Origin of the sequence: Herbaspirillum rhizosphaerae (assembly GCF_001189965.1) — a bacterium.
Classification (GTDB): domain Bacteria; phylum Pseudomonadota; class Gammaproteobacteria; order Burkholderiales; family Burkholderiaceae_D; genus Herbaspirillum; species Herbaspirillum rhizosphaerae.
Genome location: NZ_LFLU01000001.1, coordinates 237,611 through 259,841, shown reverse-complemented (window position 1 = coordinate 259,841; position 22,231 = coordinate 237,611). Strand labels below are relative to the sequence as shown.

Below are 22,231 nucleotides of genomic sequence, written 5' to 3'. Positions count from 1 at the left end.
CAATTGCTAATCAAGGAAAACTTTGGAGATCATCGAATGAAACTGTCATTCAAACAACGGCTGTGGACACCGCTCGTCATCAGTCTGGTCGCGTTGCTGGCCCTTTCTATTTTCAATGCGTATCAGGCACGCGACATCCGTGTGGAAGAACGCAAGAAAGACCTGATCAACGTCGCGCAAGTCGCCATGAGCACCATCAAGGAATACGGCGAACTGGCAAAAAGCGGCGCGATGAACAAGGACGACGCCCAAAAGGCTGCATTACTGCGTGTAAAAAACATGCGCTACGGCACCGACGGCTATTTCTCCATCTCCAATTCGTCGTCGGTCACGCTGATGCATCCGATCAAGCCGGAGCTCAATGGCAAAGACTTGTCGGCCTTCAAGGATCCGCTCGGCAACCTGGTGTTCGTGAACATCGCCAAAGCAGGCGCCAATCCTGCCGGCGACTTCGTCAACTACGTCTGGCCCAAGGTCGGTTCGCCTGACCCGGTGCCGAAGACTTCCTATGCATTCCGCTACGAACCATGGGACTGGATCATCACCACCGGCGTGTATGTCGATGACATCAATGCCTCCTTCATGCGCTCGATCTATCAGGCCGGCGCGATTTTCTTCGGCTTCGCCATCATCCTGATCGGCCTGGTTGTCGTGAACAACCGCAGCATCCTGCGCACCATCGGCGGCGATCCGGGCGATGCAGCGGAAATCGCGAACAAGATCTCCGACGGCGATCTGACGCTGCACATCCACACTGAACCAGGTGACAGCTCCAGCCTGGTCTATGCCTTCAAACGCATGCGCGATTCCCTGACGCACACCATCGCCAACATCAAGTCTTCTGCCGACACGATTGCCACGGCATCGAGTGAAATCGCCAGCGGCAACCTCGATCTGTCCAGCCGCACCGAACAACAGGCCGGCTCGATCGAAGAAACTGCATCGGCCATGGAAGAACTGACTTCCACCGTCAAGCAAAATGCCGACAACGCGCGTCAGGCAAATCAACTCGCGGTATCGGCATCCGAAGTCGCGGTGCAAGGCGGCGCCGTGGTCGGCCAGGTGGTCGACACCATGGGTTCGATCAACGACTCGTCGCGCAAGATTGTCGACATCATCAGCGTCATCGACGGTATTGCGTTCCAGACCAACATCCTGGCGCTGAATGCAGCGGTCGAAGCAGCGCGCGCCGGCGAGCAGGGCCGCGGTTTTGCGGTGGTCGCTTCGGAAGTGCGCAGCCTGGCGCAACGTTCTTCCGCCGCTGCCAAGGAAATCAAGACCCTGATCGACGACTCCGTCGCCAAGGTCGACGTCGGCAGCAAGCTGGTGCAGCAAGCGGGTGAAACCATGAACGAGGTGGTCGCCAGCGTCAAGCGCGTGACCGACATCGTCGGCGAGATCAGCTCGGCCAGCCAGGAACAAAGCGCCGGCATCAGCGAAGTCGGTCAGGCGATCACGCAGATGGATGAAGGCACGCAGCAGAATGCCGCGCTGGTGGAGCAAGCTGCAGCGGCAGCGCAGTCGCTGCAGGATCAGGCGGCGACGCTGGCCAATCTGGTCGGTCGCTTCAAGCTGGACGCGACACAGGCGCATCAGATGACGGCCGCAGTCCCGAAAGCCGTCGCGAAAGCTGCCCCGGTGCAGGCTCGCAGCGCCGCCGCACCGAAACCGCTCAGCGCCAGACCCGCTGCCGCCGTGCCGAAAGCAAAACCGGCGGCTGCAGCAGCACCGCGTCTCGGCAGCGCCGGCGCCAAACCGGCCAGCGCCTCCAAAGCGGCAACGCCTGACTCGGATTCGGATTGGGAGACCTTCTGACAGCAATCAACCGGTAGTTTGCCGGGCGACAAAAAGGGCCCGCACATGCGGGCCTTTTTTTGTCGCACTCTTTCTGCAGCGACACAGGAGCAAGCACATTTCTTGCTCGCACTTTTTACGCAAGCCACAGTCAAATCGAGAATAGGCTTAAAATAAGTTTTCGTAAGCCTCTGGTCAGGCATCTTGCCCGGCCGTCTGTGTAGTCCAGAAGTGTGTTTGACAGGTCCGCCTGTCGAGTCCGTTTAAGGAAAAGAGACATGGCGAACTCACCTAAAAACATCTCCAGCCTGATGTGCGAACTCAGCGTCGCACTTGCCGACCTTGCTGAAAAGATGAGCAATCTGGCAATTAATCTTGAGAACCAGTATCTCGATTCCGACGCCGAAGAACCGGCCGCGTTGATGGAAGCGGCGCGATCGACCATAGAAAAAGCCAGGAGCAGTTGAGCCTCGCTGAATCTCGCACCGCATCCTGTTCTGCATGGCTCCGATGTCCGGCATGTCAAACCGTCATGCTGCGACCGGATGATCGATCCAGAATTTCTCCCCCTCCACCCGCACGCGCTCCACAATAAAATCCGCCACCACATTAACCCGCAAGATGTCGCGCGCGTCGGCATGGGTGATCAGCCAGTAGGAGCGGTATAGCCGGATCTCCGGCAGCAGGCGCGCCAGCCGCTCCTCGCCGCGCGCCATGAAGCACGGCAACACGCCCAGCCCGGCTCCGCCAACCACCGCCGCCATCTGGCTGATGATGTTGGAGATCCGGATGCGCGGCCGCAGCGAGGCCGATATGTCAGAGAGATAGTCCAGCTCGCGCGACCACATCAGGTCTTCCACATAGCCGACCCAGGCGTGCTCTTCCAATTGCGCCTTGTTGTCGATATGGCCATGCTGCTGCAGATAATCCTTCGCGGCGTAAATCCCCAGTTCGTAGTCGTTCAGGCGGCGCGCATAAAGTCGCCCCTGCTCCGGACGCGTCATGCTGACGGCGATGTCGGCTTCGCGCTTGGACAGGCTGAACATGCGCGGATTGGCGATCAGCTCCACTTCCAGTTCGGGATGTTGCTGCGCCAGCAAGTGCAGCTGCGGTGCCAGGAAGTAAGTGCCCCAGGCTTCCGGCGTGCCGATGCGGATCGATCCGGTCAGGCCTTGCGCCGGATCGTCCTGACGTGCGCGGATGCGCACGGCCAGGCTTTCCATGGCTTCGGCATCGGCCACCAGCCGTTCGCCCTCGCTCGTCAAGGCATACCCGGCCGAGCGCCGGTCGAACAATAGCGCGCCTAGCGATGCTTCCAGCCCGGCGATTCGCCGGCTCAGGGTCGAATGATCGATGCCGAGCTGGCGCGCCGCCACCGTCAGACGGCCGGCGCGCACTACGGCGAGAAAGGCTTGCAGGTCGTTCCAATCGAATTTGCGCATGGTTTTCGTATGTGATTCTTTACACACCAAGTGTGTGATATTCGGCATTTACCGCGAAAAATCCCAATGCTACTCTTTTCCGGGCTGCGGTCGTGCAGACATATCGCAGACACCATAACGACAACATCAGGAGACAGCATGGCAAGCATGTTCCAACAATTGAAGGCGCTGGCCGAAGCCGGCAAACCGGTGCGTGTCGGCCTGATCGGCGCGGGCAAGTTCGGCTCGATGTTCCTGTCGCAGGTGCCGCGTACGCCCGGCGTGCATCTGCTGGGCATTGCCGACCTGTCGCCCGCGCGCGCAAAACAGGCACTGGCGCGCGTCGGCTGGAAAGACGACATGCATGCCGCACGCTCCTGGGACGAGGCGCTGCGCGACGGCAGCACCTTCGTACAGGACGACGCCGAAGCGATGATTTCACATCCGCAGCTGGACATCGTCATCGACGCCACCGGCAGCCCTGCCGCCGGCATCCGTCATGCGCTGCTGTGCTGCAGGCATCGCAAGCACATCATCATGGTCAACGTCGAAGCCGACGCCCTCGCCGGCCCTTTGCTGGCGCGCCGCGCCGCCGAAGCCGGGATCATCTATTCGATGGCCTACGGCGACCAGCCGGCGCTGATTGCCGAGATGGTCGACTGGGCGCGTACCTCCGGCTTCGAGGTCGTCTGCGCCGGCAAGGGCACCAAGTATCTGCCGGTCTATCATCAGTCGACGCCGGATACCGTGTGGGGACATTACGGCTTCAGCGAAGCGCAGGTGGCCTCGGGCGACTTCAATGCGCAGATGTTCAACTCCTTCCTCGACGGCACCAAGTCGGCGCTGGAAATGGGCGCCGTCGCCAATGCCTGCGGCCTGACGCCGGGCGCGAGCGGGCTGGCCTTCCCTCCGTGCGGCGTGGATGATCTGCCGAACCTTCTCAAGCCGGCATCGGCGGGCGGCATCCTGCCACATTCGGGTACGGTGGAAGTGGTGTCATCGCTGGAACGCGACGGCCGTCCGGTGTTCCGCGATCTGCGCTGGGGCGTGTACGTCACCTTCGAAGCGCCGAGCGACTATGTGCGCGACTGCTTCGCGCAATACGGCCTCAAGACCGACGCCAGCGGCCGCTACGCCACCATGTACAAACCCTACCATCTGATCGGCCTGGAGCTGGGCATCTCGGTCGCCAACATCGCCGTGCGCGGCCAGCCGACCGGCAACACGCTGGCCTTCAGCGGCGACACCGTCGCCACCGCCAAGCGCGACCTCAAGCCGGGAGAAAAGCTCGACGGCGAAGGCGGCCACATGGTCTACGGCAAGCTGATGCCGGCGGCGGATTCGCTCAATGCGGAAGCCTTGCCGATCGGGCTGGCGCATCACATCGTGCTGCAACGTCCGGTCGCTGCCGGCCAGACGGTACGCTGGAGCGACGTCGCCGTCGACAGCAGCCTGGAAGCTATCCGCATCCGCCGCGAGATGGAACAACTGTTCCGCAAGGAGATGGGGCTGGCGGCGCCGCGCACCGGCATCGCCGCCTGAGTCTCCGCGCCATGAAAAAAGCCGCCGCGCTCTACATTGCGCGGCGGCTTTCATCTTTCCAAAACAGAAAAATCAGAAGTCGTATTTCAACTCCGCAAACAAGGTCCGCTCCGGGAAAGGATGGAACAGGAAGTAGTTCTTGTTGGTGAGATTGTCGATGCCGACCGCCGTGCTCCAGTGCTTGTCGATCTTGTAGCGTACCCGCGCATCGAACACCATGAAGCCGTCGAAGCCCTGATAGGTGTGCGTGTTGACGTCGCTGTTGTCGACCGTCGCATAGAGACGGCCGCTGTAACGCCCCGCCAGCGTGTAAGCCCAATGGTCGTCGGGACGATAGGTGCCCACCAGCGTGGCGCGCCATTCCGGCACATAGGGCGTGCGCTTGCCGACCGAGGTGGTGGTGCCGGAGACAAAGCTGCTGTTGGCGAGGATGCGCGCGTCGACATAGGTGACGCTGCCGTTGATCTCCAGCCCACGGATCAGCACATCGTCTTTTTGCACGACAAATTCGACGCCGCGCTGGCGCGTCTTGTCGACATTTTGCGTGAAGGACGACACCACCGAGCCCAGCGTGGCGGTCTGCGAGATCAGCGCATCGGAGACTTCTTCCTGGAACAGCGACAGGCGCAGCTTGCCTTTGTCGAGGGCGCGTTCGATCGCCAGCTCGCTCGACAGCACGCGTTCCGGCTTCAGGTTGGGATTCGGCTGGCGGTAGATGCCGTCGCTGCCCAGGATGTTCTGATACAGCTCGCCGACGGTCGGAAAGCGCAAGGCCTTGCCGAACGAGCCGGTCACCTGCCACTGATCGTCAGGCGCCCAGGCCACCGACAGCTTGGGTGAGAATCCGGAATTGCGCACTTCCGGCTGATTGATGCCGCCGCTGGCCACGGCATAGTTGTAGCCGCCGAAAGCGCGCCACCATTCGTAGCGTCCGCCCAGCGTCGCCTTCCAGTTTTGCGACAGACGCCAGACATCCTGCGCCCACAAGGCGCTGGTCTCGGTCTTGCCGCGCGAGTCGGTCGATACGGCGCCGTTGCCGCCAGAAATCCAGTTGCTGGTCAGGTAGGTCGGGCTGACCAGCTTGTATTGATCGTAGTGGCCGCCGAAGCTGACGATGTGCGCGCCGTTAGCGCCTTGCGGCCGCCAGATGCCTTTGAGGTCGACCGTGTTCCAGCCGGTGCCGCTGGCGTCGGCGATGGTGCCTGCGCCGCCGTATTGCGCGGCAGGATAGGCGCCGGTCGAAGTGCGCGTCTGATCCTTGGCGACATAGAAGCTGCTGGCGATGGCTTCCCAATCCCAGACTCCTTGCGTCTTGCTGCGCAGCGCCAGACTCTGCATCCATTGCTCCTGCTCGGTGTCGTTGCTGGAGAAGGCGCTGGTGTAGACCGGCGCGCCGGCGGCATTGCTCAGGTAGGACTGCGCATGCGCATCGGCCCTGTTCTGCCAGTAGCCCAGCGTGTAGGTCGCCGTCAGCGTCGGCGAGAAATCGTAGGCCAGCTTGATCTTGGCGTTGTCCTGGACCGTGTGCGTCAGGTTGCCCGCGCCGAGCACGTAGATGTTCTTGCCGGTGCGGTCCTGCGTGAGATAGGCGCCGCTGCTGCCCGCCGGCGCCGTGGCTGCCGTGATGTAGGTCACCGGCTGGCTGTAGCTGTCCAGATGATTAGCGCTGAACCACCACGACCAGTCGCCGCTGCGGTTGCCGAGCGTGGCGGCGAATTCCTGCGAGCGATAGGTGTTGTTGGTGCCGTATTGGCTGAAGTCCTGGAAGGCGGTGTTGGCCTTGACGCTGGCTTCGAAATGCTCCGGCATGCGCGTGGTGATCGCGGTGACGGCGCCGTAGGAATTGCCGGGATACTCGGCCGCGAAAGGACCGTACAGCACGTCGATGCGTTCGATCTCTTCCGGCGCCACCATGAACCAGCGCGGCGAACCGTTGCCGTTGTTGTTGTTGATCAGCGCCGACAGCAGCATGCCGTCGGCATAAATCAGACTGCGCGCGCTGGCGTTGATACCGGTGGTGCGCGTCGACATCGGCGCTTGCGTGTCGCCGATGAAACGCTTGCGCACCAGCACGCTGGGCATGTATTTCAGCGTGTCTTCGACGTTCATGGCATTGATGGTGTCGGCGACTTTGGCGGCAGTGACGCTTTCGGTGGTGGTTGGCAGCTTGTTCTTTTCGCTGATGGACTGCGATTCCTTGACGACGACTTCAGGCAAGGCGGCGCCGTCTTCAGCCTGGCTCAGCGGGCTCCAGGCGGCGATCAGCGCCAGCAATAATGGACTTAACTGAGGACGCAACTGAGGACGCAAGCTTCCTGGGAATGGTGTTGATGTTTTCATGTAATCGTAACGAGAGTGAGCAGCGGCTCCTGCACGGTGCGCGACAAGACGGCTCCATGCAGGTGCGTGTGAATAAGGCAGGTTTAATCCGGTTGCACGCAAAGCATGCAGCATGCAGCGAGCGACGATCCGGCAGACAAGATTCAGGCGCTTGCGGGCGGCCCGCGTGAAGCGGCAACCGTCCATGCGAACAGGGGCTGCGGCGCGCGATAGAACAGGCGCGGCAACAGATGGGAAACGGTGAACACGGTTTCCGTGGCGGCAACCGCAGGCGATGGCGTCAGCGCGTGGGCATGCATGAGGCAATAAGGGCAATACGCGGCAGCGGCAACTTGCTTATTGCCGGGCATCGGCGCGTCCGCCTTCTTGTCGCCGAAGGCGCTGCAGATTTCCATCCAGAACGTCGAGGCAGACGGTTCCTGCGAAAAGGCGCGCGACAAGGTCGGGGCGAGCACCATCAGCAGCACCGCAAAAATGGCGGTCCAGGCGGTGATTTTTTGTTTGATTGTCGATCTCGTCCCCATCCGGCGACTGTAGCACGCAAGACCATCGCGACGTACTGCTGCGGATGACGACCGGACCGTGGCAGGAGCTGTTAAAAAGTAGCAGGGATAGGACGGAAAGTCTTTACGGACAAGGCATGGCGAGGAAACGCCACACGCAAAAACAGATCGCTGGAAGAAGAAACAACGGGGTGCGACAAATTGCCGCACCCGTCGGAAGCGACGCCTGCAAGCCAGCGATCCATGGCTCGCAGGCGAGGTTTGCGTCGCTTACTTGACCGGGCTTGGCTCAGTCACAGGTGCTGCCGGCACGGCCTTGATGCCCTTGGTTTGCGTCAGCGTCAGGCTGGTGACGAAGCTGGCGATGTCGTAAGGCTTGCCGTCGCGCTCGCCGGCGGTCTTGTCGGTGTGATGCGCTTCGACGACATAGGTGCCTTGCCATGGCAGATCGAACTTCACGACGCCTTGTTCATCGGTGTGGCTTTCCTTGGTCCAGCCGGCCGGCACCTGGATGTTGATCTTGGTTTTCGGCAGCGGCTGGCCCTTGTAGAACAGCTTGAACTCGCCGCGCTTGCCGGTCGGCACAACATCCAGCGTCAGGCGCGGCGCCTGCTCTGCATCGGAGGTCACCAGCCGTGCAGCCGGCGTCCATGCGGTGCGCACGACGGTGTCGCCGGTCTTGCGTTCCAGCACCGGGTAATGCGCTTCTTCGGCGATGATGGATTCGTTCTTGCCGGCGCGCGCCGACAGCGCGAAACCGTTCTTGCCCTTCTTCAGATCCAGCGTCTTGTCGCCGTTGCTGCCCAGCAGGACGGCGGTCGGCTGCTCGAACTTGTCGAGCCGGCCCGGCGACACTTCGCGCAGGTTTTCAGCAAATTCGCCGAAGTAGAAATTGGCGGACCTGGCGTCCTGTTGCAGCCAGACGTGGTGGGCTTGCGCCGATGCGGCGAACAGCATGGTGGACAGCAAGGCGGGAATGACAAGACGTTTCATGTAGTGCTTCCTTTCAGGGGCTAGGTCTTCAAAAACGGAGACTGACGACAAAAATTTCCCTTCCGCGACACCACCCGTGCAAACAGGAGCGCATCGAAGAATGGACCATATCCGGGAGTTGCTATCTGGTGCGGCCGACAGGAAGAATCGTTGCGGCGCGCTCCGGGCCTGGCTTGAAGGCTTGGCGGGGTAAAGCCTGGTTGTTTTAATTATCGAGAATGATTATCATTATAGTCAGCAAGAGGCTGCGCGACAACAACTTCCTGACAAAACCCTGAACCGGAAAAAGTCATACAATGGGCGCGCCCTGCGATGCCCGCTTCAACTGTTTGTCCGCCCCGGCGACATGCAGGCCGCATCCTCATGCGCTTCTTCAATCTCAGCTCAGTCCGGATCAAGGAGATCGCACCTCGGATCGGCGACGGCTGCGTGGTGCGCTATAACGCCGTGGTGGACGGCTGCCATCTGCCGCCGGGCTTCTATGTGCCGTCGACCTTGCGCATCGGCCCGCAGACCGATCTGGACGCCCTGCCGGATGTGGCCCGCACCAACAACGAGTTGGTGCAAGGTTACAAGAAGCTGCAAAACGAATTTTGACGCCAAGGAAAAACCATGATCAAACGACTATTGCTCGCCGCCTGCGGATTTGCCTCGATCGCCCATGCCCAACTGCCGCCGGCCGCCATGCCGGGTGCCGCATACGGCCAGCAATTGGAAGGATTTGATTACGCTTATGCAGTCAAGCGTTTCTCTTTCGACTCACAGGGCAAGCAGCTGGAAATGGCGTACATCGACAGTGCGCCGGCCAAACCCAATGGTCGCACCGTGGTTCTGTTACATGGAAAGAATTTCTGCGCAGGCACCTGGGAGAGCACGATCGCGGCGCTCAATGATGCCGGTTATCGGGTTGTTGCACCTGACCAGATCGGTTTTTGCAAATCCACCAAACCGGATGCTTACCAATACACCTTCCAGCAGCTTGCGTACAACACGCACGCCCTTCTTGCCAGCCTGAACATCGGCCGCGTCACCGTGCTGGGACATTCCACCGGCGGCATGCTGGGAATCAGGTACGCCCTGCTGTACCCGCAGCAGGTGGAGCAGCTGGCGCTGGTCAATCCGATCGGCCTGGAAGACTGGAAGGCTCTTGGCGTGCCTTACAGGACCGTTGACCAGTGGTTTGAAAGGGAATTGAAAGTGAACGCGTCAGGCATCAAGGCCTATGAGCAATCGACCTACTATGCCGGGAACTGGAAACCGCAATACGACAAATGGGTCGACATGCTGGCCGGACTCAACAGCGGTCCCGGCCATCGCCTGGTTGCATGGAACTCCGCGCTGATCTACGACATGATCTATACGCAACCGGTCATCTACGAATTTGGACAATTGACGATGCCGACGCTACTGCTGATCGGCGACCGCGACACCACGGCCATTGGTGCGGATGCTGCGTCGCCGGAGGTGAAAGCGCGCATCGGCCATTATGAGACCCTGGGCAAGCAGGCTGCCCGCAGCATCCCCCGTTCTACACTGGTCGAGTTTGCCGATCTGGGGCATGCGCCGCAGATCCAGGATCCGGCGGTCTTCCATCGCGCGCTGATCAAAGGATTGGCGTCGCTTCCTGCCCCGTAGCGCATGCAATTCCGGCGGCGGTAATCAGCCGTCGCCGGCATAGATTCAACTTCCGCGATACGTCGAATACGACCACGGCGACACCACCAGCGGCACGTGGTAATTCTGCGATGGGTCGGCAATGCCGAACGCGATGACAACTTCGTCGACAAAGCGCGGCGCCGGCAACTGCACGCCCTGCCCGGCGAAATAATCGCCCGCGCCGAACACCAGCTCATAACGCCCCGCCAGCAATTCGTCGCCTTGCAGCAGCGGCGCATCGCAACGGCCGTCGCTGTTGGTGATGGCGTTTTTCAACAACACTTTTTCATTTCCCTTGATGACGTACAGCGCCAGTTTGACGCCGGCGCCCGGCTTGCCCTGGGTCACGTCCAGGACGTGGGTGCTCAGTTTTCCCATTGTGTTTCCTCTCTTTGGCAGATTTTGACCATTCTTTGACCGGCAAATGATATACCGCGATATTGAGGTCCATATACGTTCAGGCTTATATCCACAATCAATTCTAAAGACATAATTCGGCGAACACATGAAACAAATCAAAAGAACGAGCAGAAGGCAGGAGACATGAAAGATTCCAACTACCCACGCGACCTGGCCGGTTACGGCCGCACGCCGCCGCACGCGCAATGGCCGGGCGGCGCGCGCATCGCCTTGCAGTTCGTACTGAATTACGAAGAAGGCGCAGAGAATTGCGTGCTCGACGGCGATGCCGGCTCGGAAGTTTTCCTGTCCGAAATCATCGGTGCACAGAGTTTCCCTGCGCGTCACATGAGCATGGAATCGATCTACGAGTACGGCTCGCGCGCCGGCTTGTGGCGCCTGCTGCGCATGTTTGAAGAGCGCAAGCTGCCGCTGACCGTGTTCGGCGTGGCGCGCGCGTTGCAGCGCAATCCGGAAGCGACCGCCGCCTTCCTAGAACTGGGCCATGAAATCGCCTGCCACGGCCTGCGCTGGATCAGCTATCAGAACATCGATGAAGCGACCGAGCGCAAGCACATCGCCGAAGCCGTCGCCATCATCAAAGACATCACAAGAAATGCGCCGCTGGGCTGGTACACCGGCCGCGACTCGCCCAACACGCGCCGCCTGGTCGCCGAGCACGGCGGCATCGCCTACGACGCCGACAGCTACGCCGACGACTTGCCCTACTGGGAGAACGTCAGCGTGCGCAATGCCGACGGTGTGCAAAGCACGACGCCGCAACTGATCGTCCCCTACACGCTCGACAGCAACGACATGCGCTTCGCCGCGCCTCAGGGTTTCAACTCAGGCACGCAGTTCTTCGATTATCTGAAAGACGCTTTCGACGTGCTCTACGCCGAGGGCGACCCGGCCGCACTGGACCGCCCCAAGATGCTGTCGGTCGGCCTGCATTGCCGCATCGTCGGCCGCCCGGCGCGCGCAGCGGCGCTGGCGCGTTTCCTCGACTACGTACAACAACACGACAAGGTCTGGATCACGCGCCGCATCGATATCGCCGATCACTGGCGCAAGACGCATCCTCAGCCGTTCAGCAAGGTTTGATCTACCGCCGTGGCGGATCCACGGAACACTATAAAAAAGCAGTTCGACATACCATTTAATGGAGGAGACACCATGCAACAAGCAAACGCAATCCTGCGCAAGCCAGTCAGCACACATCTCGCAGCGGCCGGCCTGATCGGGCTGTCCGCAATGGCGGCAATACAGCAGGCGCACGCCGCCGACTGGAGCGACAACTCCATCGGCTACCGCTACGGCACCAAGTTCGCCGAGCCGTACAACACGCAGGACATCAGTAAGAACATCATCAACTTCACGCATGCCAGCGGCTACAAGTACGGCACCAACTTCCTGAACGTCGATCTGCTGATGTCCGACAAGAAGGACAACAATGCGCAGGAAGCCTACATCACCTATCGCCACACGCTCGACATCGGCAAGATCAGCGGCAAGGACTTGTCCTTCGGCCCGGCGCGCGGCGTCGGCTTTACCGCCGGCTTCGACTGGAACACCAAGAACGATCCGGGCTACGGCTCCAAGAAGCGCATGATCGTCGCCGGCCCGACGCTGATGATGGACGTGCCCGGCTTCCTCAACGTCAGCCTGCTGGCGCTGTGGGAAAGCAATCAGCCGGTCGGTATTTCGAGCCGCTATTCGTATGATGTGCACCCGATGCTGACTGCCTCCTGGGGCATTCCTTTCGGCGCCAGCGGCTTTGCGTTTGAAGGCTATGTGAACTACATCGCCGCCAAGGGCAAGGACGAATTCGGCAGCCCGACCAGCCCGGAACTGAACTTCGACGGCCAGGTCATGTACGACGTCGGCACGCCGCTGGGACTGGGCAAGAACACCTTCCGCGTCGGCCTGGAATATCAATACTGGCGCAACAAGTTCGGCAATCAATCCAAGGTGCCGGGCTCCTTCGCCAAGACGCCGATGATCCGCGCCGAATACCACTTCTGAGTCAGAGTTTAAAGTCCGGGTGTAACATGCCGGGGGGACGCTGTTGCGTCCCCTTTTTCATTCATGCTCCCCATGCCGCCACGACTGCCATGACCGCTCCTGCCAAGCCAGCCCATATCAGCCACGCCGAATGGCAAACCCGTATCGATCTCGCCGCCTGCTACCGGCTGTGCGCACTACAAGGCTGGGACGACGTCATCTACACGCATATCTCGGCCACCGTGCCGGACGAACCCGGGCATTTCTTGCTGAACCCGTTCGGCTATCGCTTCGACGAGATCTGCGCATCGAACCTGGTCAAGATCGACCAGCACGGCCAGATCGTCGGCGACAGTCCTTACCGTATCAACGTCAGCGGTTTCGCCATCCACGGCGCGGTGCATGCTGCGCGCGCCGATGCGCATTGCGTCATGCATCTGCATAACGATCATGCAGTTGCGGTCAGCGCTCTGGCATCAGGCTTGCTGCCGTTGTCGCAGCATGCGCTGCGCTTCTACGAACAGATTGCGTGTCACGATTACGAAGGATTGGCGCTCACGCCGGGCGAGCAGACGCGGCTGATCGAAGCTCTGGGCGATTACCCCGCGCTGCTGCTGCGCAACCACGGCAGCCTGATCTGCGGCCGCACCGTCGCCGAGGCCTACGTACTGATGGACACGCTCGACAAGGCTTGCCGCATCCAGCTGCTGGCGCAGGCCGGCGGACAATCGTTAAAGACGCCCGCTGCCGATATCTGCCGCAAGACGCACCAGCAATTGCTCGGCGACGGCAGCCCGGAAGGTTTGCTCGAATGGCCGGCGCTGCTACGCAAACTGGATGCGCTCGATGCGTCCTACAAGAATTGATTTTTACCAAGGAGAGAATATGCCCACATTCAACATCCAGCTGTTTGAAGGCCGCAGCGTCGAACAAAAACGCGAACTCGTGAAAGCGATTACCGAAGCGACCTGCAAGACCCTGCAATGCAGCCCGGAGTCGGTCGACATCATCATCCAGGACGTCAAGAAAGAGAACTGGGCGACGGCGGGAAAACTGTGGTCGGATTGATGGTCTGAACCAAACACTGAGGCTCAAAAAAATGGCGCGCCACTGATAACAGTCGGCGCGCCATTTTCTATCGTTAGCGGGTCCCTATTCGGACATCACCGGTTCCACTTTCGCCTTGTTGGAAAAACGGATCAAGGGCACCCGGCGCACCATCCACAAGCCGATCAGCGCCGATACGATCGCCAGCGCGATGCCCATGTGAATCGCACCGACCAGCGCATCGCGCGCCGCGTCGAGCAAGGCCGAACCGTTATGCCCGGCTTGCAGCATCTGCGCCAGCAGGGTCGACTGGATGTCGTGGTTGACGAGGATTTCCGGGTCCTTGAATTCGGCCATCCATTGTGCGGCGTGATCGCTTTCCAGCGCGCGCTGGACGCCGCTGCCGTACATCTGCGTCACCAGCGTGCCGGTAACCGCCGTACCGAGCATGCCGCCGATCATGCGCAGGGATTGCAACAAGGCCGTGGCGATGCCGAGATGTTCGCGGCTGGCGGCCTGCTGCGCAAACACCGTCAGGTTCGGCAGCACCAGCCCGAGACCGAAACCGCCCGCCAGCATGGCTGTCAGCATGAAGGCCGTCGACGTGCCGCGTTGCGATAGCACGATGCCCAGACAGGAGATCGCAATCAGCGCAAAGCCGACATACATCATCATGTTGGGATTGGGGATGCGCGTGACGACACGACCGTTGACGATGCTCGCCACGGTGATACAGGCCACCAGCGGCGTGATCAGCAGACCCGCTTCGCGCGGCGACATGCCGAAACCGCCCTGGAACAGCAACGGCGAATACATCAGCATCGAAAACATCGAGAAGCCGGCCAGGATCGACAGCAGGAACAGGCTCGACAACGCAGGATCCTTCACCATCTCGAACGGCAGGATGGGTTGCTCGACGTGGCGCTCCCATTTCCACAAGGCGTAGAAAGCGGCAATGCTGGCGACCAACAGAACCGCCATGCCGATCGTCAGGCCGCGCTTGGGCAGCATCTCCACCAGCAACTGCAGGCTGCCCAGCGCAATCGTGATCAGCACCGCGCCGAACCAGTCGAGGCGAATCTTGCCCTCGTGCTTGATGTGGCGGATATGCGGGATGTAGCGCATCGCGAAGAACAGCGAGATCAAACCGACCGGCAGGTTGACGTAGAAGGTCCAGCGCCAGCCCAGCGACTGCGTCAGAAAGCCGCCCAGCGACGGGCCGATCGAGGTCGCGATGCCGTAGGCTGCGCTCAGGATGATCTGCCAGCGCAGGCGAATATGCGGATCGGGGAACAGGTCCGCCGCCGATGCAAATGCGGTGCCGACCAGCATGCCGCCGCCGATGCCTTGCAGGCCGCGCGCCAGCACCAGGAACAGCATGCTGTTGGCCATCCCGCACAGCATCGAGGCCACGACGAAAATGATGATCGAGGCGATCAGGAAAGGCTTGCGCCCGAAGTAGTCGCCCAGCCGTCCGAAAATCGGCACCGTGATCACCGAAGTCAGCAGATACGAGGTCGCCACCCAGGCATAGAGATCGAAGCCCTTGAGCTCGGCGACGATGGTCGGCAAGGCGGTCCCGACGATGGTCTGATCCAGCGCCACCAGCATGATGACGAAGCAGATGCCGAGGGTGGCCATCAGGGATTCGCGGAAAGGCAGGACTTGACCGCTCGAGTGCGCGGCTTCTTTATGTGGAGACATGTTGGGAAAATCGTTTGGCCGGGGCTTGCAGACGCATGTATTGGCGAAACGACAAGCACTTGCAGATGACCGCTTGTCGTGCACGACCACATTCATCACAGGCGCCAGCCTGAAGTGACTGAGTCGTCCATTTTATCAACAGCGGCGATAGTTTGCCGGGCGCACTGCAATACGGCAACAAATCCGCAACAAAATCGAAGATGAAAACGACGATACGCGAGGGCGAAAATCCATCGTGTATCCGCGCTCGAATGAGGACGGTTGAAGGCAAAAAACGAGAGAGGGAGGAAGAAAGGTACTACGACTGCCCGATCAGCATAAGCACATCATCTGTGATCGGGCAGTGCAATAGCGCAGCTGCGATTGCGGCACATGAACGACTGGACTCAGTCGCCGGCAATCGTCATGTTTTCCAGCAGGATGGAGCCGGTTTCCTTGGTGCCGCGGATCAGCGTGTCGTTGCCGATGGCGACGATCTGGCGCAGCATGTCTTTCATGTTGCCGGCGATGGTGATCTCTTCCACCGGATACTGGATCACGCCCTTCTCGACCCAGTAACCCGACGCGCCGCGCGAATAATCGCCGGTCACGTAGTTCACGCCCTGGCCCATCAGCTCGGTCACCAGCAAGCCGGTATCGAGTTTCTTCAACATGCCCTTGAAGGTGTCGGCGGCTGTCGTCAGCGACGAGGTCAGCGACAGGTTGTGTGAACCGCCTGAATTACCGGTGGTTTGCATGCCCAGCTTGCGCGCCGAATACGTGGACAGGAAATAGCCTTGCACGACGCCGTCCTTGACGACTTCGCGGCGATGCGTCTTGACGCCTTCTTCATCGAACGGCGCGGAACCGACGCCGCCGACCACGTGCGGATCTTCCAGGATCTGGATGTGGTCGGGGAAAACCTGCTTGCCCAGCGAGTCGAGCAGGAACGATGATTTGCGATACAGCGCGCCGCCCGAGACGGCTTGTACGAAGGCGCCGAGCAGGCCTGCGGCCAGCGGCGCTTCGAACAGCACCGGGCACTTGCGGGTCGACAGCTTGCACGCGTTCAGGCGCGCCAGTGCGCGTTCGGAAGCATAGCGGCCGATGGCTTCCGGCTTGGCCAGTTTTTTAGGATCGCGCATGGACGAATACCAGTCGTCGCGCTGCATGTTGCCGCCCTTGCCGGCGATCGGAGCCACCGAAATGGTGTGGCGCGAGAACGGATAGCCGCCGATGAAGCCGCGCGAATTGGCCGCGACGAAATGCGATTGCTGGGCGTAGACGCTGGCGCCTTCGCTGTTGGTGATGCGCTTGTCGACCGACAGCGCCGCCGCTTCGCAGCGTTGCGCCAGTTCGACGGCTTCTTCCGCGGTGATCAGCCATGGCGTGCACAGCTTGAGGTCGCGCGGATGCATTTCGAGATTTTCCTGGTCCGGCAATCCGGCGCAGTCGTCGATGGCGGTGAAGCGGGCGATGTTGTAGGCCGCTTCCACCGTTTCCTTCAGCGCCTGTTGCGAGAAATCAGAGGTGCTGGCGTTGCCGCGGCGTACATTGCGGCCTTCGCCCATATAGACGGTAACGCCGATGCCCTTGTCCTTGTTCTGTTCAATGGTTTCGACTTTGCCCTTGCGCACCGCTACCGACAGCCCGCTACCCTCGCTGATGTCGACCGCCGCATCCGACGCGCCCTTTTCCTTGGCGTAACGCAACACATCCTGTGCAAGCTGCTTCAATTGGTCTTGACTGTGGGTAAATACGGTATCGCTCATTGGCCTGTTTTCTTCGAAATGCGGATAAAACGGGTATCATAGCAGTCGTTTAGCTTATTTATCTGAATCATGCCAAATCCCAATCGCGGGTCCTGCGGCTTCCAATCCAACGAATTCGAGCAGGAATACGACCGTCCCTCCAAATCCCAACTGAAACGCGAAATGACTGCGTTGCAGAAACTGGGCGAAGAACTGGTTGCCGAGCCACGCGACCGCGTCAAGCGCGTGCCCATGCCGGAAGACGTGCGCGACGCCATTCTCGAATGCCAGCAAATCAAGGACCACGAAGGCCGTCGCCGCCAGATGCAGTACGTCGGCAAGAAGATGCGCACCCTGGATGAAGACGAAATCGCCGCCATCCAGCGTACGCTCGACAGCTGGCGCGGCCTGTCCAAAGCGGACACCGCCGCCATGCACGCGCTCGAGCGCCGCCGTGAAAAGTTGTTGAAAGACGACAATGCCCTCACCGAGTTGCTTGCCCAGCATCCCGATCTCGACGTGCAGCAGCTGCGCACGCTGATTCGCAATGCCCGCAAGGAACAGGCTGAAAACAAGCCGCCCAAGGCGTATCGCGAAATTTTCCAGATCCTCAAGCAATTGCAAGCCGCTTCGCGTGGCGCCAATGCGACAGAAGGTGATGACGCGGACGAGTTGGAAGATGAGCAAGAAGACTGATCCGGACGAACTGCTGATCGGCCTGGTGTCGATCTCCGATCGTGCTTCCGGCGGCGTGTATGAAGACAAAGGCATTCCGGCCTTGCAAGACTGGTTCGGCGCTGCGCTGAGCAGCCCGTGGCGCATGGAAACCCGCCTGATCCCCGACGACCGCGCACAAATCGAGAAGACCCTGATCGAGCTGGTGGACGACATCGGTTGCGATCTGGTGCTGACCACCGGCGGCACCGGCCCTTCGCGCCGCGACGTCACGCCGGAAGCCACGTTGGCAGTCGCCACCAAGGAAATGCCCGGCTTCGGCGAGCAGATGCGCCAGATCAGCCTGCAATTCGTTCCCACCGCCATTTTGTCGCGCCAGGTTGCCGTGATCCGGGAAACTGCCGATCACGCCGCCCTGATCATGAATTTGCCAGGCCAGCCCAAATCCATCAAGGAGACGCTGGAAGGCGTCAAGGACGCCGAAGGCAAGCAAGTCGTGTCCGGCATCTTCGCCGCCGTGCCTTACTGTATCGACCTCATCGGCGGCCCCTACGTCGAAACCAACGAGGCGGTGTGCAAGGCCTTCCGTCCCAAATCGGCGATTCGCCCGGCGAAATAATTTACGCTTTTCCGCGTTATTGCAATGTCAATGCATCGAGGCGAGCCGGCGGCCAAGCCTCGACGTGCGTTACGCCGCCTAGTGCGGGCAGGTCAACTGATCCTGACCGCCGCCGCACAGGGTCGCACGGTTCATCACGTCAAGAAATTGCTGCAACCGCTGCGGCGTAATGCGTAAAGGATTTCCCTTGAGCTCGTTCTCGGTTGCCGGCCGCCAGCCGAACTGCACCAGGAACAGATTCTTCGTACCTTCAAAGACCCCGATCAGGCTGCCTTCGCCAAACGGCGCGGCGCTTCCCAGGCGGTCGCAGAAGCCGCCGCTGATGGAGGTATAGGCGCCGTTGGTCATGCTGTCTTTTTGCTTCATCGCCGTGAAGTGGCCGGAGCAATTGCGCTGTGCGCCTTGCAGCACGCGCTGGACGATCTGCGTTGAAAGATGCGTGCCGGCACCGACATCCGCAGCGCCGCGCTGCACCGACATATAGCCTTCGCGCCAGTTTTCATGGGTCTCGTTCTGCGGCATGAATTCGACCACGTAGTCGCCGGTCGGACTGCCGTTCATATACGCCAGACGCCAGCCCGACGGCGGTTGCACCACCAGGTTTTCGCCGATGGGCTGAAACACATTGCCCTCCAGCAGCGCCGCGTTCGACGACATGGATACCATCAGACTTGCCTGAAGCAGCAACAAGGCCAGCATTTTTTTCATCACGGTTCTCCATTGAAACGGTGCAGAGATTTTCCGGCGATATCGTCGTATCATGGCGCTTTCAAAACCCCAGAACGCTCTCCACAGCAAACCTGTATTGTGCACCAAAGCCGCACAATCCTGAACCGAAGAAAACGTCCATGTCCTCACAAGCCCCCCTGCTCCAGACCATAGAAATCGAAACCGCGCCCAACCCTGCCGCCGCCGTCATCTGGCTGCACGGCCTCGGCGCCGACGGCAACGACTTCGTGCCGATTGTGCGCGAACTCGATCTGTCGGGATCCCAACCGATCCGCTTCATCTTCCCGACGGCGCCGACCATGCCGGTGACGGTCAACGGCGGCTATGTGATGCGCGCCTGGTACGACATCTTCGGCCCGGACCTGGTGCGTCGCGAAGACGAACCCGGCCTGCGCGCCTCGCAGGCGATGGTGGAAGCGCTGATCGCCAAGGAAAAAGCCCGCGGCATTCCGGCTGAACGCATCGTGCTTGCCGGCTTCTCGCAAGGCTGTGCGATGACCTTGCAAACCGGCCTGCGCCATCCTGAGAAACTGGCCGGCTTGATGTGCCTGTCCGGCTACCTGCCGCTGGCCGGGACCATCGCGGCGGAGTCCAACGCCGCCAATCAGGCGACACCGATCTTCATGGCCCATGGCCGCCAGGATCCGGTGGTCGTAATGCAACGCGCCGAGCAGTCGCGCAACTTGCTCAACACGCTGGGCTACCAGATTGAATGGCACGAATACCCGATGCAGCATTCCGTCTGCCTGGAAGAGATTGAAGATATCGGCCGGTGGCTGGCGCAGGTGCTGCCGAAGTAAGTGCGCGACGGTTGATCCGTCAGGACGATGAAAAAAGCCGCCGATGCATATTGCACCGGCGGCTTTTTTACTGGGACGGCAATTGCTGCTTACATCGAGTAGCGCAAAGTCAGTGCAACGTTGCGCGGTGCGCCCGGCAAGCTCAGGTTCGGGCTGGTGCCGTGGCCGGAAACGATATAGCCGGTGTTGAAGATGTTGTTGACGTTCAGCTGCACCGAGTATTTTTCCGCCTTGTAGACGGCCATTGCATCTGCCGTCACGTAGCCGGGCAGGGAGACGGTGTTGCCCGGGTTGGCGAAACGGCTGCCGACCGCATTGGCGCCGCCGCCGACTGTGAAGCCGTAACCGATATCCTTGGTCAGCCACAGGTTGGCGCTGTGCTTCGGCGTCAGCGTCGCCGCTTTCCCCTTGAATGGAACGCTGCCTGCCGTCGTCGTGCCCGGATTGTTCACGCTGGCATCCACCGCCACCGAATCGATCACCTTGGCGTCCAGGTAAGCGTAACCTGCAAGCACCTTCCAGCCTTGCTTCAGATCAGCCGTCAGCGTCAGTTCAGCGCCGTCGGTGCGTTGCTTGCCGACGGGGATGATGGTTGTCGTGCCGGGAATCGTCGCCTTCATGTTGTCGCGCTCCAGACGGAAGAGCGACACCGTGGCGTTGGCGCGGCCGTCCAGGAAATCGTACTTGGCGCCGACTTCCGTATTGCGGGTGTTTTCCGGCGCGAGGTCGGCGTTGTTGGTCGCCAGCGGCAAGGTCTCACCCGACGGCTGGAACGAACGGCTCCACGAGAGGTAATACGATTGCGTTTCGCTCGGCTGCCAGACCAGGCCGGCGCGCGGGCTGTAAGCATTGTCGGTGCGGGCAAGATTGCCCGGCGCCGATCCGCCCACGATGCGCGACTTTTGCTCGAAGCTGTCATAGCGTACGCCGAGCAGTGCCTTCCATTGATCGCTGAAGGCGATCGTGTCCTGCACATAGCCGGCCAGCGTCGTGTAGGTGCCATAGGTGAAGGTGCCGGCGCCGCGCGCGGCCGGATTCACGGTCGGCAGCACAGGATTGAAAATCGACACGCCGGTCGCTACCGTGGTGCTTGCATAGCTGGCGGAGTCTTTGCTTTGCTGTCCGAATTCGACGCCGTACAAGATCTCATGTCTGGTCGAGCCCAGCTTGAGTTTTTGCGTCAGCTCGGTCTGATTGAACCAGCCGTTTTCATCACGGATCAGCGTCGCGTGTCCCAATGACATCGTGCGTGCAACTTCATTGACGTTGCCGCTGATATTGGTGTTGTTGCGGTTCAGGTGATAGTCGTAATAGCGGAAGGCATTACGCAACGACAAACTCTCATTGAAACGATGCGTCAGCGTGGCCGAAGTCGACGCCACGCGCGACTGGCTGAAGTCCGCATCGCGCGCATTGGCAGCGCCGTAATAGGTGCCCGGGTCGACATTGACCGGACGGCCCTGATACGAAGGAATGCCAAAATCGGTCAGGCGGCGATCTTCCAGATAGTCAGCTTGCAACAGCAGCTTGGTGTCGGAAGAAATCTTGAATTCCACCGATGGTGCGATCGCGGTGCGGTCCAGGAATTGTTGCGCACGGTAGCTATCCGATTGCTCGCGTGCGCCGGTCAGACGCCAGGACACCACCTCTCCGCTGCGGCCGACATCGATCTCGCCGCGGCGACCTGCCGTGCTGGTCAGGCTGAGGCTGACGTCAGTCACGTCGACGCCCGGCTTCTTCGTGACGCGATTGATCAGGCCGCCCGAGGAACCGCGTCCGTACAGAACCGCCGCCGGACCTTTGATGACTTCAAGACGCTCGACGTTGGACAGATCGCGGAAGTACAGCGCATCGTCGCGGAAGCCGTCGACGAACTGGTCGCCGATCGCCGTAAAGCCGCGGATGAAGACCTGGTCGCGCTGGCCGTCGCCGGTGGACAATCCGACGCCCGGCACGTTCTTCAGGATGTCCTGCAAGGAAGTCGCATGCTGGTCGCGGATGACTTCAGCGGAGATGACATTGATCGTTTGCGGAATATCACGCAGCGGCGCTTCGCTTTTCGTGGCGCTGACGGAGGTTGGCGCAACGTAGCCGTCGCGGGCGCCGCTGACCTGGACTTCCGGCAGGCTGCCGGCGGTCTGGGCAAAGGCGTGATTTGTTGCAATGGAGGTAAGCGACAATGTGGTCAGGACAGCCAGGTAACCCGGCTTGATGCGGAACTGCATGTAGACACCCAATTTAAATGTTAATAGTAATAGTTCCTATTTATATTAAC

General features: G+C 60.6%; 20 protein-coding genes and 1 pseudogene. 12 read left to right on the top strand and 9 right to left on the bottom strand.

From position 1 onward, the window contains the following. Positions 1-36: 36 nt before the first annotated feature. Together AKL25_RS01130 and AKL25_RS01125 are read left to right on the top strand one after the other, a co-directional pair. Positions 37-1,815, top strand: coding sequence for a methyl-accepting chemotaxis protein (locus tag AKL25_RS01130; protein WP_050475806.1), 1,779 nt, complete (start codon positions 37-39; stop codon positions 1,813-1,815). Between the two features lie 257 nt (positions 1,816-2,072). After that, a complete protein-coding gene (locus tag AKL25_RS01125; RefSeq protein WP_050475805.1) occupies positions 2,073-2,261 on the top strand; it encodes a hypothetical protein in 189 nt (62 codons plus the stop codon). A gap of 63 nt (positions 2,262-2,324) precedes the next feature. Here the strand turns inward: AKL25_RS01125 and AKL25_RS01120 are convergent, their stop codons facing one another. After that, the gene (locus AKL25_RS01120; RefSeq protein ID WP_050475804.1) at positions 2,325-3,236 is read right to left on the bottom strand and encodes a LysR family transcriptional regulator; all 912 of its coding nucleotides are present in this window, start codon (positions 3,234-3,236) and stop codon (positions 2,325-2,327) included. Positions 3,237-3,374: 138 nt separating this feature from the next. Between AKL25_RS01120 and AKL25_RS01115 the strand changes: the two genes are divergently transcribed. Continuing rightward, on the top strand, positions 3,375-4,757 hold the full coding sequence (locus AKL25_RS01115) for an NAD(P)H-dependent oxidoreductase (RefSeq protein WP_050475803.1): 1,383 nt from the start codon (positions 3,375-3,377) through the stop codon (positions 4,755-4,757). A 72-nt stretch (positions 4,758-4,829) separates the two neighbouring features. On the opposite strand, the gene AKL25_RS01110 is transcribed toward AKL25_RS01115, so the two are convergent. The 3 genes from AKL25_RS01110 to AKL25_RS01100 all read right to left on the bottom strand — a co-directional run bounded on the left by AKL25_RS01110 (position 4,830) and on the right by AKL25_RS01100 (position 8,593). Beyond that, a complete protein-coding gene (locus AKL25_RS01110) occupies positions 4,830-7,097 on the bottom strand; it encodes a TonB-dependent receptor (protein ID WP_050475802.1) in 2,268 nt (755 codons plus the stop codon). Positions 7,098-7,240: 143 nt separating this feature from the next. Then, on the bottom strand, positions 7,241-7,621 hold the full coding sequence (locus AKL25_RS01105; RefSeq protein ID WP_205627192.1) for a DUF2946 domain-containing protein: 381 nt from the start codon (positions 7,619-7,621) through the stop codon (positions 7,241-7,243). A gap of 249 nt (positions 7,622-7,870) precedes the next feature. Continuing rightward, positions 7,871-8,593, bottom strand: coding sequence for a DUF4198 domain-containing protein (locus AKL25_RS01100; RefSeq protein WP_050475801.1), 723 nt, complete (start codon positions 8,591-8,593; stop codon positions 7,871-7,873). A gap of 414 nt (positions 8,594-9,007) precedes the next feature. Here AKL25_RS01100 and AKL25_RS01095 point away from each other — a divergent pair. After that, a pseudogene (locus AKL25_RS01095) lies at positions 9,008-9,190 on the top strand (carbonate dehydratase); the annotation flags it as partial. A gap of 15 nt (positions 9,191-9,205) precedes the next feature. Next, on the top strand, positions 9,206-10,228 hold the full coding sequence (locus AKL25_RS01090) for an alpha/beta fold hydrolase (protein ID WP_083444523.1): 1,023 nt from the start codon (positions 9,206-9,208) through the stop codon (positions 10,226-10,228). 45 nt (positions 10,229-10,273) lie between these two features. Here the strand turns inward: AKL25_RS01090 and uraH are convergent, their stop codons facing one another. After that, positions 10,274-10,627: a hydroxyisourate hydrolase gene (uraH, locus tag AKL25_RS01085; RefSeq protein WP_050475800.1), complete on the bottom strand. Its 354-nt coding sequence runs from the start codon at positions 10,625-10,627 to the stop codon at positions 10,274-10,276. Positions 10,628-10,792: 165 nt separating this feature from the next. Between uraH and puuE the strand changes: the two genes are divergently transcribed. The 4 genes from puuE (at position 10,793) to AKL25_RS01065 (ending at position 13,720) form a co-directional block, all read left to right on the top strand. Beyond that, positions 10,793-11,752, top strand: a complete 960-nt coding sequence (gene puuE / locus AKL25_RS01080; RefSeq protein ID WP_050475799.1) for an allantoinase PuuE — start codon at positions 10,793-10,795, stop codon at positions 11,750-11,752. Between the two features lie 72 nt (positions 11,753-11,824). Next, positions 11,825-12,673: an outer envelope protein gene (locus AKL25_RS01075; RefSeq protein ID WP_157050411.1), complete on the top strand. Its 849-nt coding sequence runs from the start codon at positions 11,825-11,827 to the stop codon at positions 12,671-12,673. An 89-nt stretch (positions 12,674-12,762) separates the two neighbouring features. Further along, the gene (locus tag AKL25_RS01070) at positions 12,763-13,518 is read left to right on the top strand and encodes a class II aldolase/adducin family protein (RefSeq protein ID WP_050475798.1); all 756 of its coding nucleotides are present in this window, start codon (positions 12,763-12,765) and stop codon (positions 13,516-13,518) included. Next, the gene (locus tag AKL25_RS01065; protein WP_083444545.1) at positions 13,499-13,720 is read left to right on the top strand and encodes a 4-oxalocrotonate tautomerase; all 222 of its coding nucleotides are present in this window, start codon (positions 13,499-13,501) and stop codon (positions 13,718-13,720) included. The genes AKL25_RS01070 and AKL25_RS01065 overlap by 20 nt, the downstream gene beginning before the upstream one ends. A gap of 84 nt (positions 13,721-13,804) precedes the next feature. Here the strand turns inward: AKL25_RS01065 and AKL25_RS01060 are convergent, their stop codons facing one another. Next, positions 13,805-15,403 carry an MDR family MFS transporter gene (locus AKL25_RS01060; RefSeq protein ID WP_050475796.1) on the bottom strand — a complete coding sequence of 533 codons (1,599 nt, stop codon included), beginning with the start codon at positions 15,401-15,403 and terminating at the stop codon, positions 13,805-13,807. Positions 15,404-15,789: 386 nt separating this feature from the next. After that, on the bottom strand, positions 15,790-17,154 hold the full coding sequence (gene pmbA / locus AKL25_RS01055; protein ID WP_050475795.1) for a metalloprotease PmbA: 1,365 nt from the start codon (positions 17,152-17,154) through the stop codon (positions 15,790-15,792). Between the two features lie 69 nt (positions 17,155-17,223). Here pmbA and yjgA point away from each other — a divergent pair, with 69 nt between their 5' ends. Beyond that, positions 17,224-17,829, top strand: a complete 606-nt coding sequence (gene yjgA, locus AKL25_RS01050) for a ribosome biogenesis factor YjgA (protein WP_050475794.1) — start codon at positions 17,224-17,226, stop codon at positions 17,827-17,829. Beyond that, positions 17,813-18,427, top strand: coding sequence for a molybdopterin adenylyltransferase (gene mog, locus AKL25_RS01045; RefSeq protein ID WP_083444522.1), 615 nt, complete (start codon positions 17,813-17,815; stop codon positions 18,425-18,427). Before yjgA ends, mog begins: the two co-directional genes overlap by 17 nt. A 78-nt stretch (positions 18,428-18,505) precedes the next feature. On the opposite strand, the gene AKL25_RS01040 is transcribed toward mog, so the two are convergent. Beyond that, positions 18,506-19,135, bottom strand: a complete 630-nt coding sequence (locus AKL25_RS01040; protein WP_050475793.1) for a hypothetical protein — start codon at positions 19,133-19,135, stop codon at positions 18,506-18,508. Positions 19,136-19,275: 140 nt separating this feature from the next. On the opposite strand from AKL25_RS01040, the gene AKL25_RS01035 reads away from it, so the two are divergent. Next, a complete protein-coding gene (locus AKL25_RS01035) occupies positions 19,276-19,956 on the top strand; it encodes an alpha/beta hydrolase (protein WP_050475792.1) in 681 nt (226 codons plus the stop codon). 89 nt (positions 19,957-20,045) lie between these two features. Here AKL25_RS01035 and AKL25_RS01030 read toward each other — a convergent pair whose 3' ends face one another. After that, positions 20,046-22,181: a TonB-dependent receptor gene (locus AKL25_RS01030; RefSeq protein ID WP_050475791.1), complete on the bottom strand. Its 2,136-nt coding sequence runs from the start codon at positions 22,179-22,181 to the stop codon at positions 20,046-20,048. Between the last annotated feature and the right edge of the window lie 50 nt (positions 22,182-22,231).

Excerpts from the sequence above, each read along its gene's own strand:
- yjgA (WP_050475794.1), top strand. The coding sequence starts at position 17,224 with ATGCCAAATCCCAATCGCGGGTCCTGCGGCTTCCAATCCAACGAATTC.
- AKL25_RS01040 (WP_050475793.1), bottom strand. The coding sequence starts at position 19,135 with ATGAAAAAAATGCTGGCCTTGTTGCTGCTTCAGGCAAGTCTGATGGTA.
- AKL25_RS01070 (WP_050475798.1), top strand. The coding sequence starts at position 12,763 with ATGACCGCTCCTGCCAAGCCAGCCCATATCAGCCACGCCGAATGGCAA.
- mog (WP_083444522.1), top strand. The coding sequence starts at position 17,813 with ATGAGCAAGAAGACTGATCCGGACGAACTGCTGATCGGCCTGGTGTCG.
- pmbA (WP_050475795.1), bottom strand. The coding sequence starts at position 17,154 with ATGAGCGATACCGTATTTACCCACAGTCAAGACCAATTGAAGCAGCTT.
- AKL25_RS01065 (WP_083444545.1), top strand. The coding sequence starts at position 13,499 with ATGCGTCCTACAAGAATTGATTTTTACCAAGGAGAGAATATGCCCACA.
- AKL25_RS01105 (WP_205627192.1), bottom strand. The coding sequence starts at position 7,621 with ATGGGGACGAGATCGACAATCAAACAAAAAATCACCGCCTGGACCGCC.
- AKL25_RS01115 (WP_050475803.1), top strand. The coding sequence starts at position 3,375 with ATGGCAAGCATGTTCCAACAATTGAAGGCGCTGGCCGAAGCCGGCAAA.
- AKL25_RS01090 (WP_083444523.1), top strand. The coding sequence starts at position 9,206 with ATGATCAAACGACTATTGCTCGCCGCCTGCGGATTTGCCTCGATCGCC.
- puuE (WP_050475799.1), top strand. The coding sequence starts at position 10,793 with ATGAAAGATTCCAACTACCCACGCGACCTGGCCGGTTACGGCCGCACG.
- AKL25_RS01075 (WP_157050411.1), top strand. The coding sequence starts at position 11,825 with ATGCAACAAGCAAACGCAATCCTGCGCAAGCCAGTCAGCACACATCTC.
- AKL25_RS01120 (WP_050475804.1), bottom strand. The coding sequence starts at position 3,236 with ATGCGCAAATTCGATTGGAACGACCTGCAAGCCTTTCTCGCCGTAGTG.
- AKL25_RS01030 (WP_050475791.1), bottom strand. The coding sequence starts at position 22,181 with ATGCAGTTCCGCATCAAGCCGGGTTACCTGGCTGTCCTGACCACATTG.
- AKL25_RS01125 (WP_050475805.1), top strand. The coding sequence starts at position 2,073 with ATGGCGAACTCACCTAAAAACATCTCCAGCCTGATGTGCGAACTCAGC.
- AKL25_RS01100 (WP_050475801.1), bottom strand. The coding sequence starts at position 8,593 with ATGAAACGTCTTGTCATTCCCGCCTTGCTGTCCACCATGCTGTTCGCC.
- AKL25_RS01060 (WP_050475796.1), bottom strand. The coding sequence starts at position 15,403 with ATGTCTCCACATAAAGAAGCCGCGCACTCGAGCGGTCAAGTCCTGCCT.
- uraH (WP_050475800.1), bottom strand. The coding sequence starts at position 10,627 with ATGGGAAAACTGAGCACCCACGTCCTGGACGTGACCCAGGGCAAGCCG.
- AKL25_RS01035 (WP_050475792.1), top strand. The coding sequence starts at position 19,276 with ATGTCCTCACAAGCCCCCCTGCTCCAGACCATAGAAATCGAAACCGCG.
- AKL25_RS01130 (WP_050475806.1), top strand. The coding sequence starts at position 37 with ATGAAACTGTCATTCAAACAACGGCTGTGGACACCGCTCGTCATCAGT.
- AKL25_RS01110 (WP_050475802.1), bottom strand. The coding sequence starts at position 7,097 with ATGAAAACATCAACACCATTCCCAGGAAGCTTGCGTCCTCAGTTGCGT.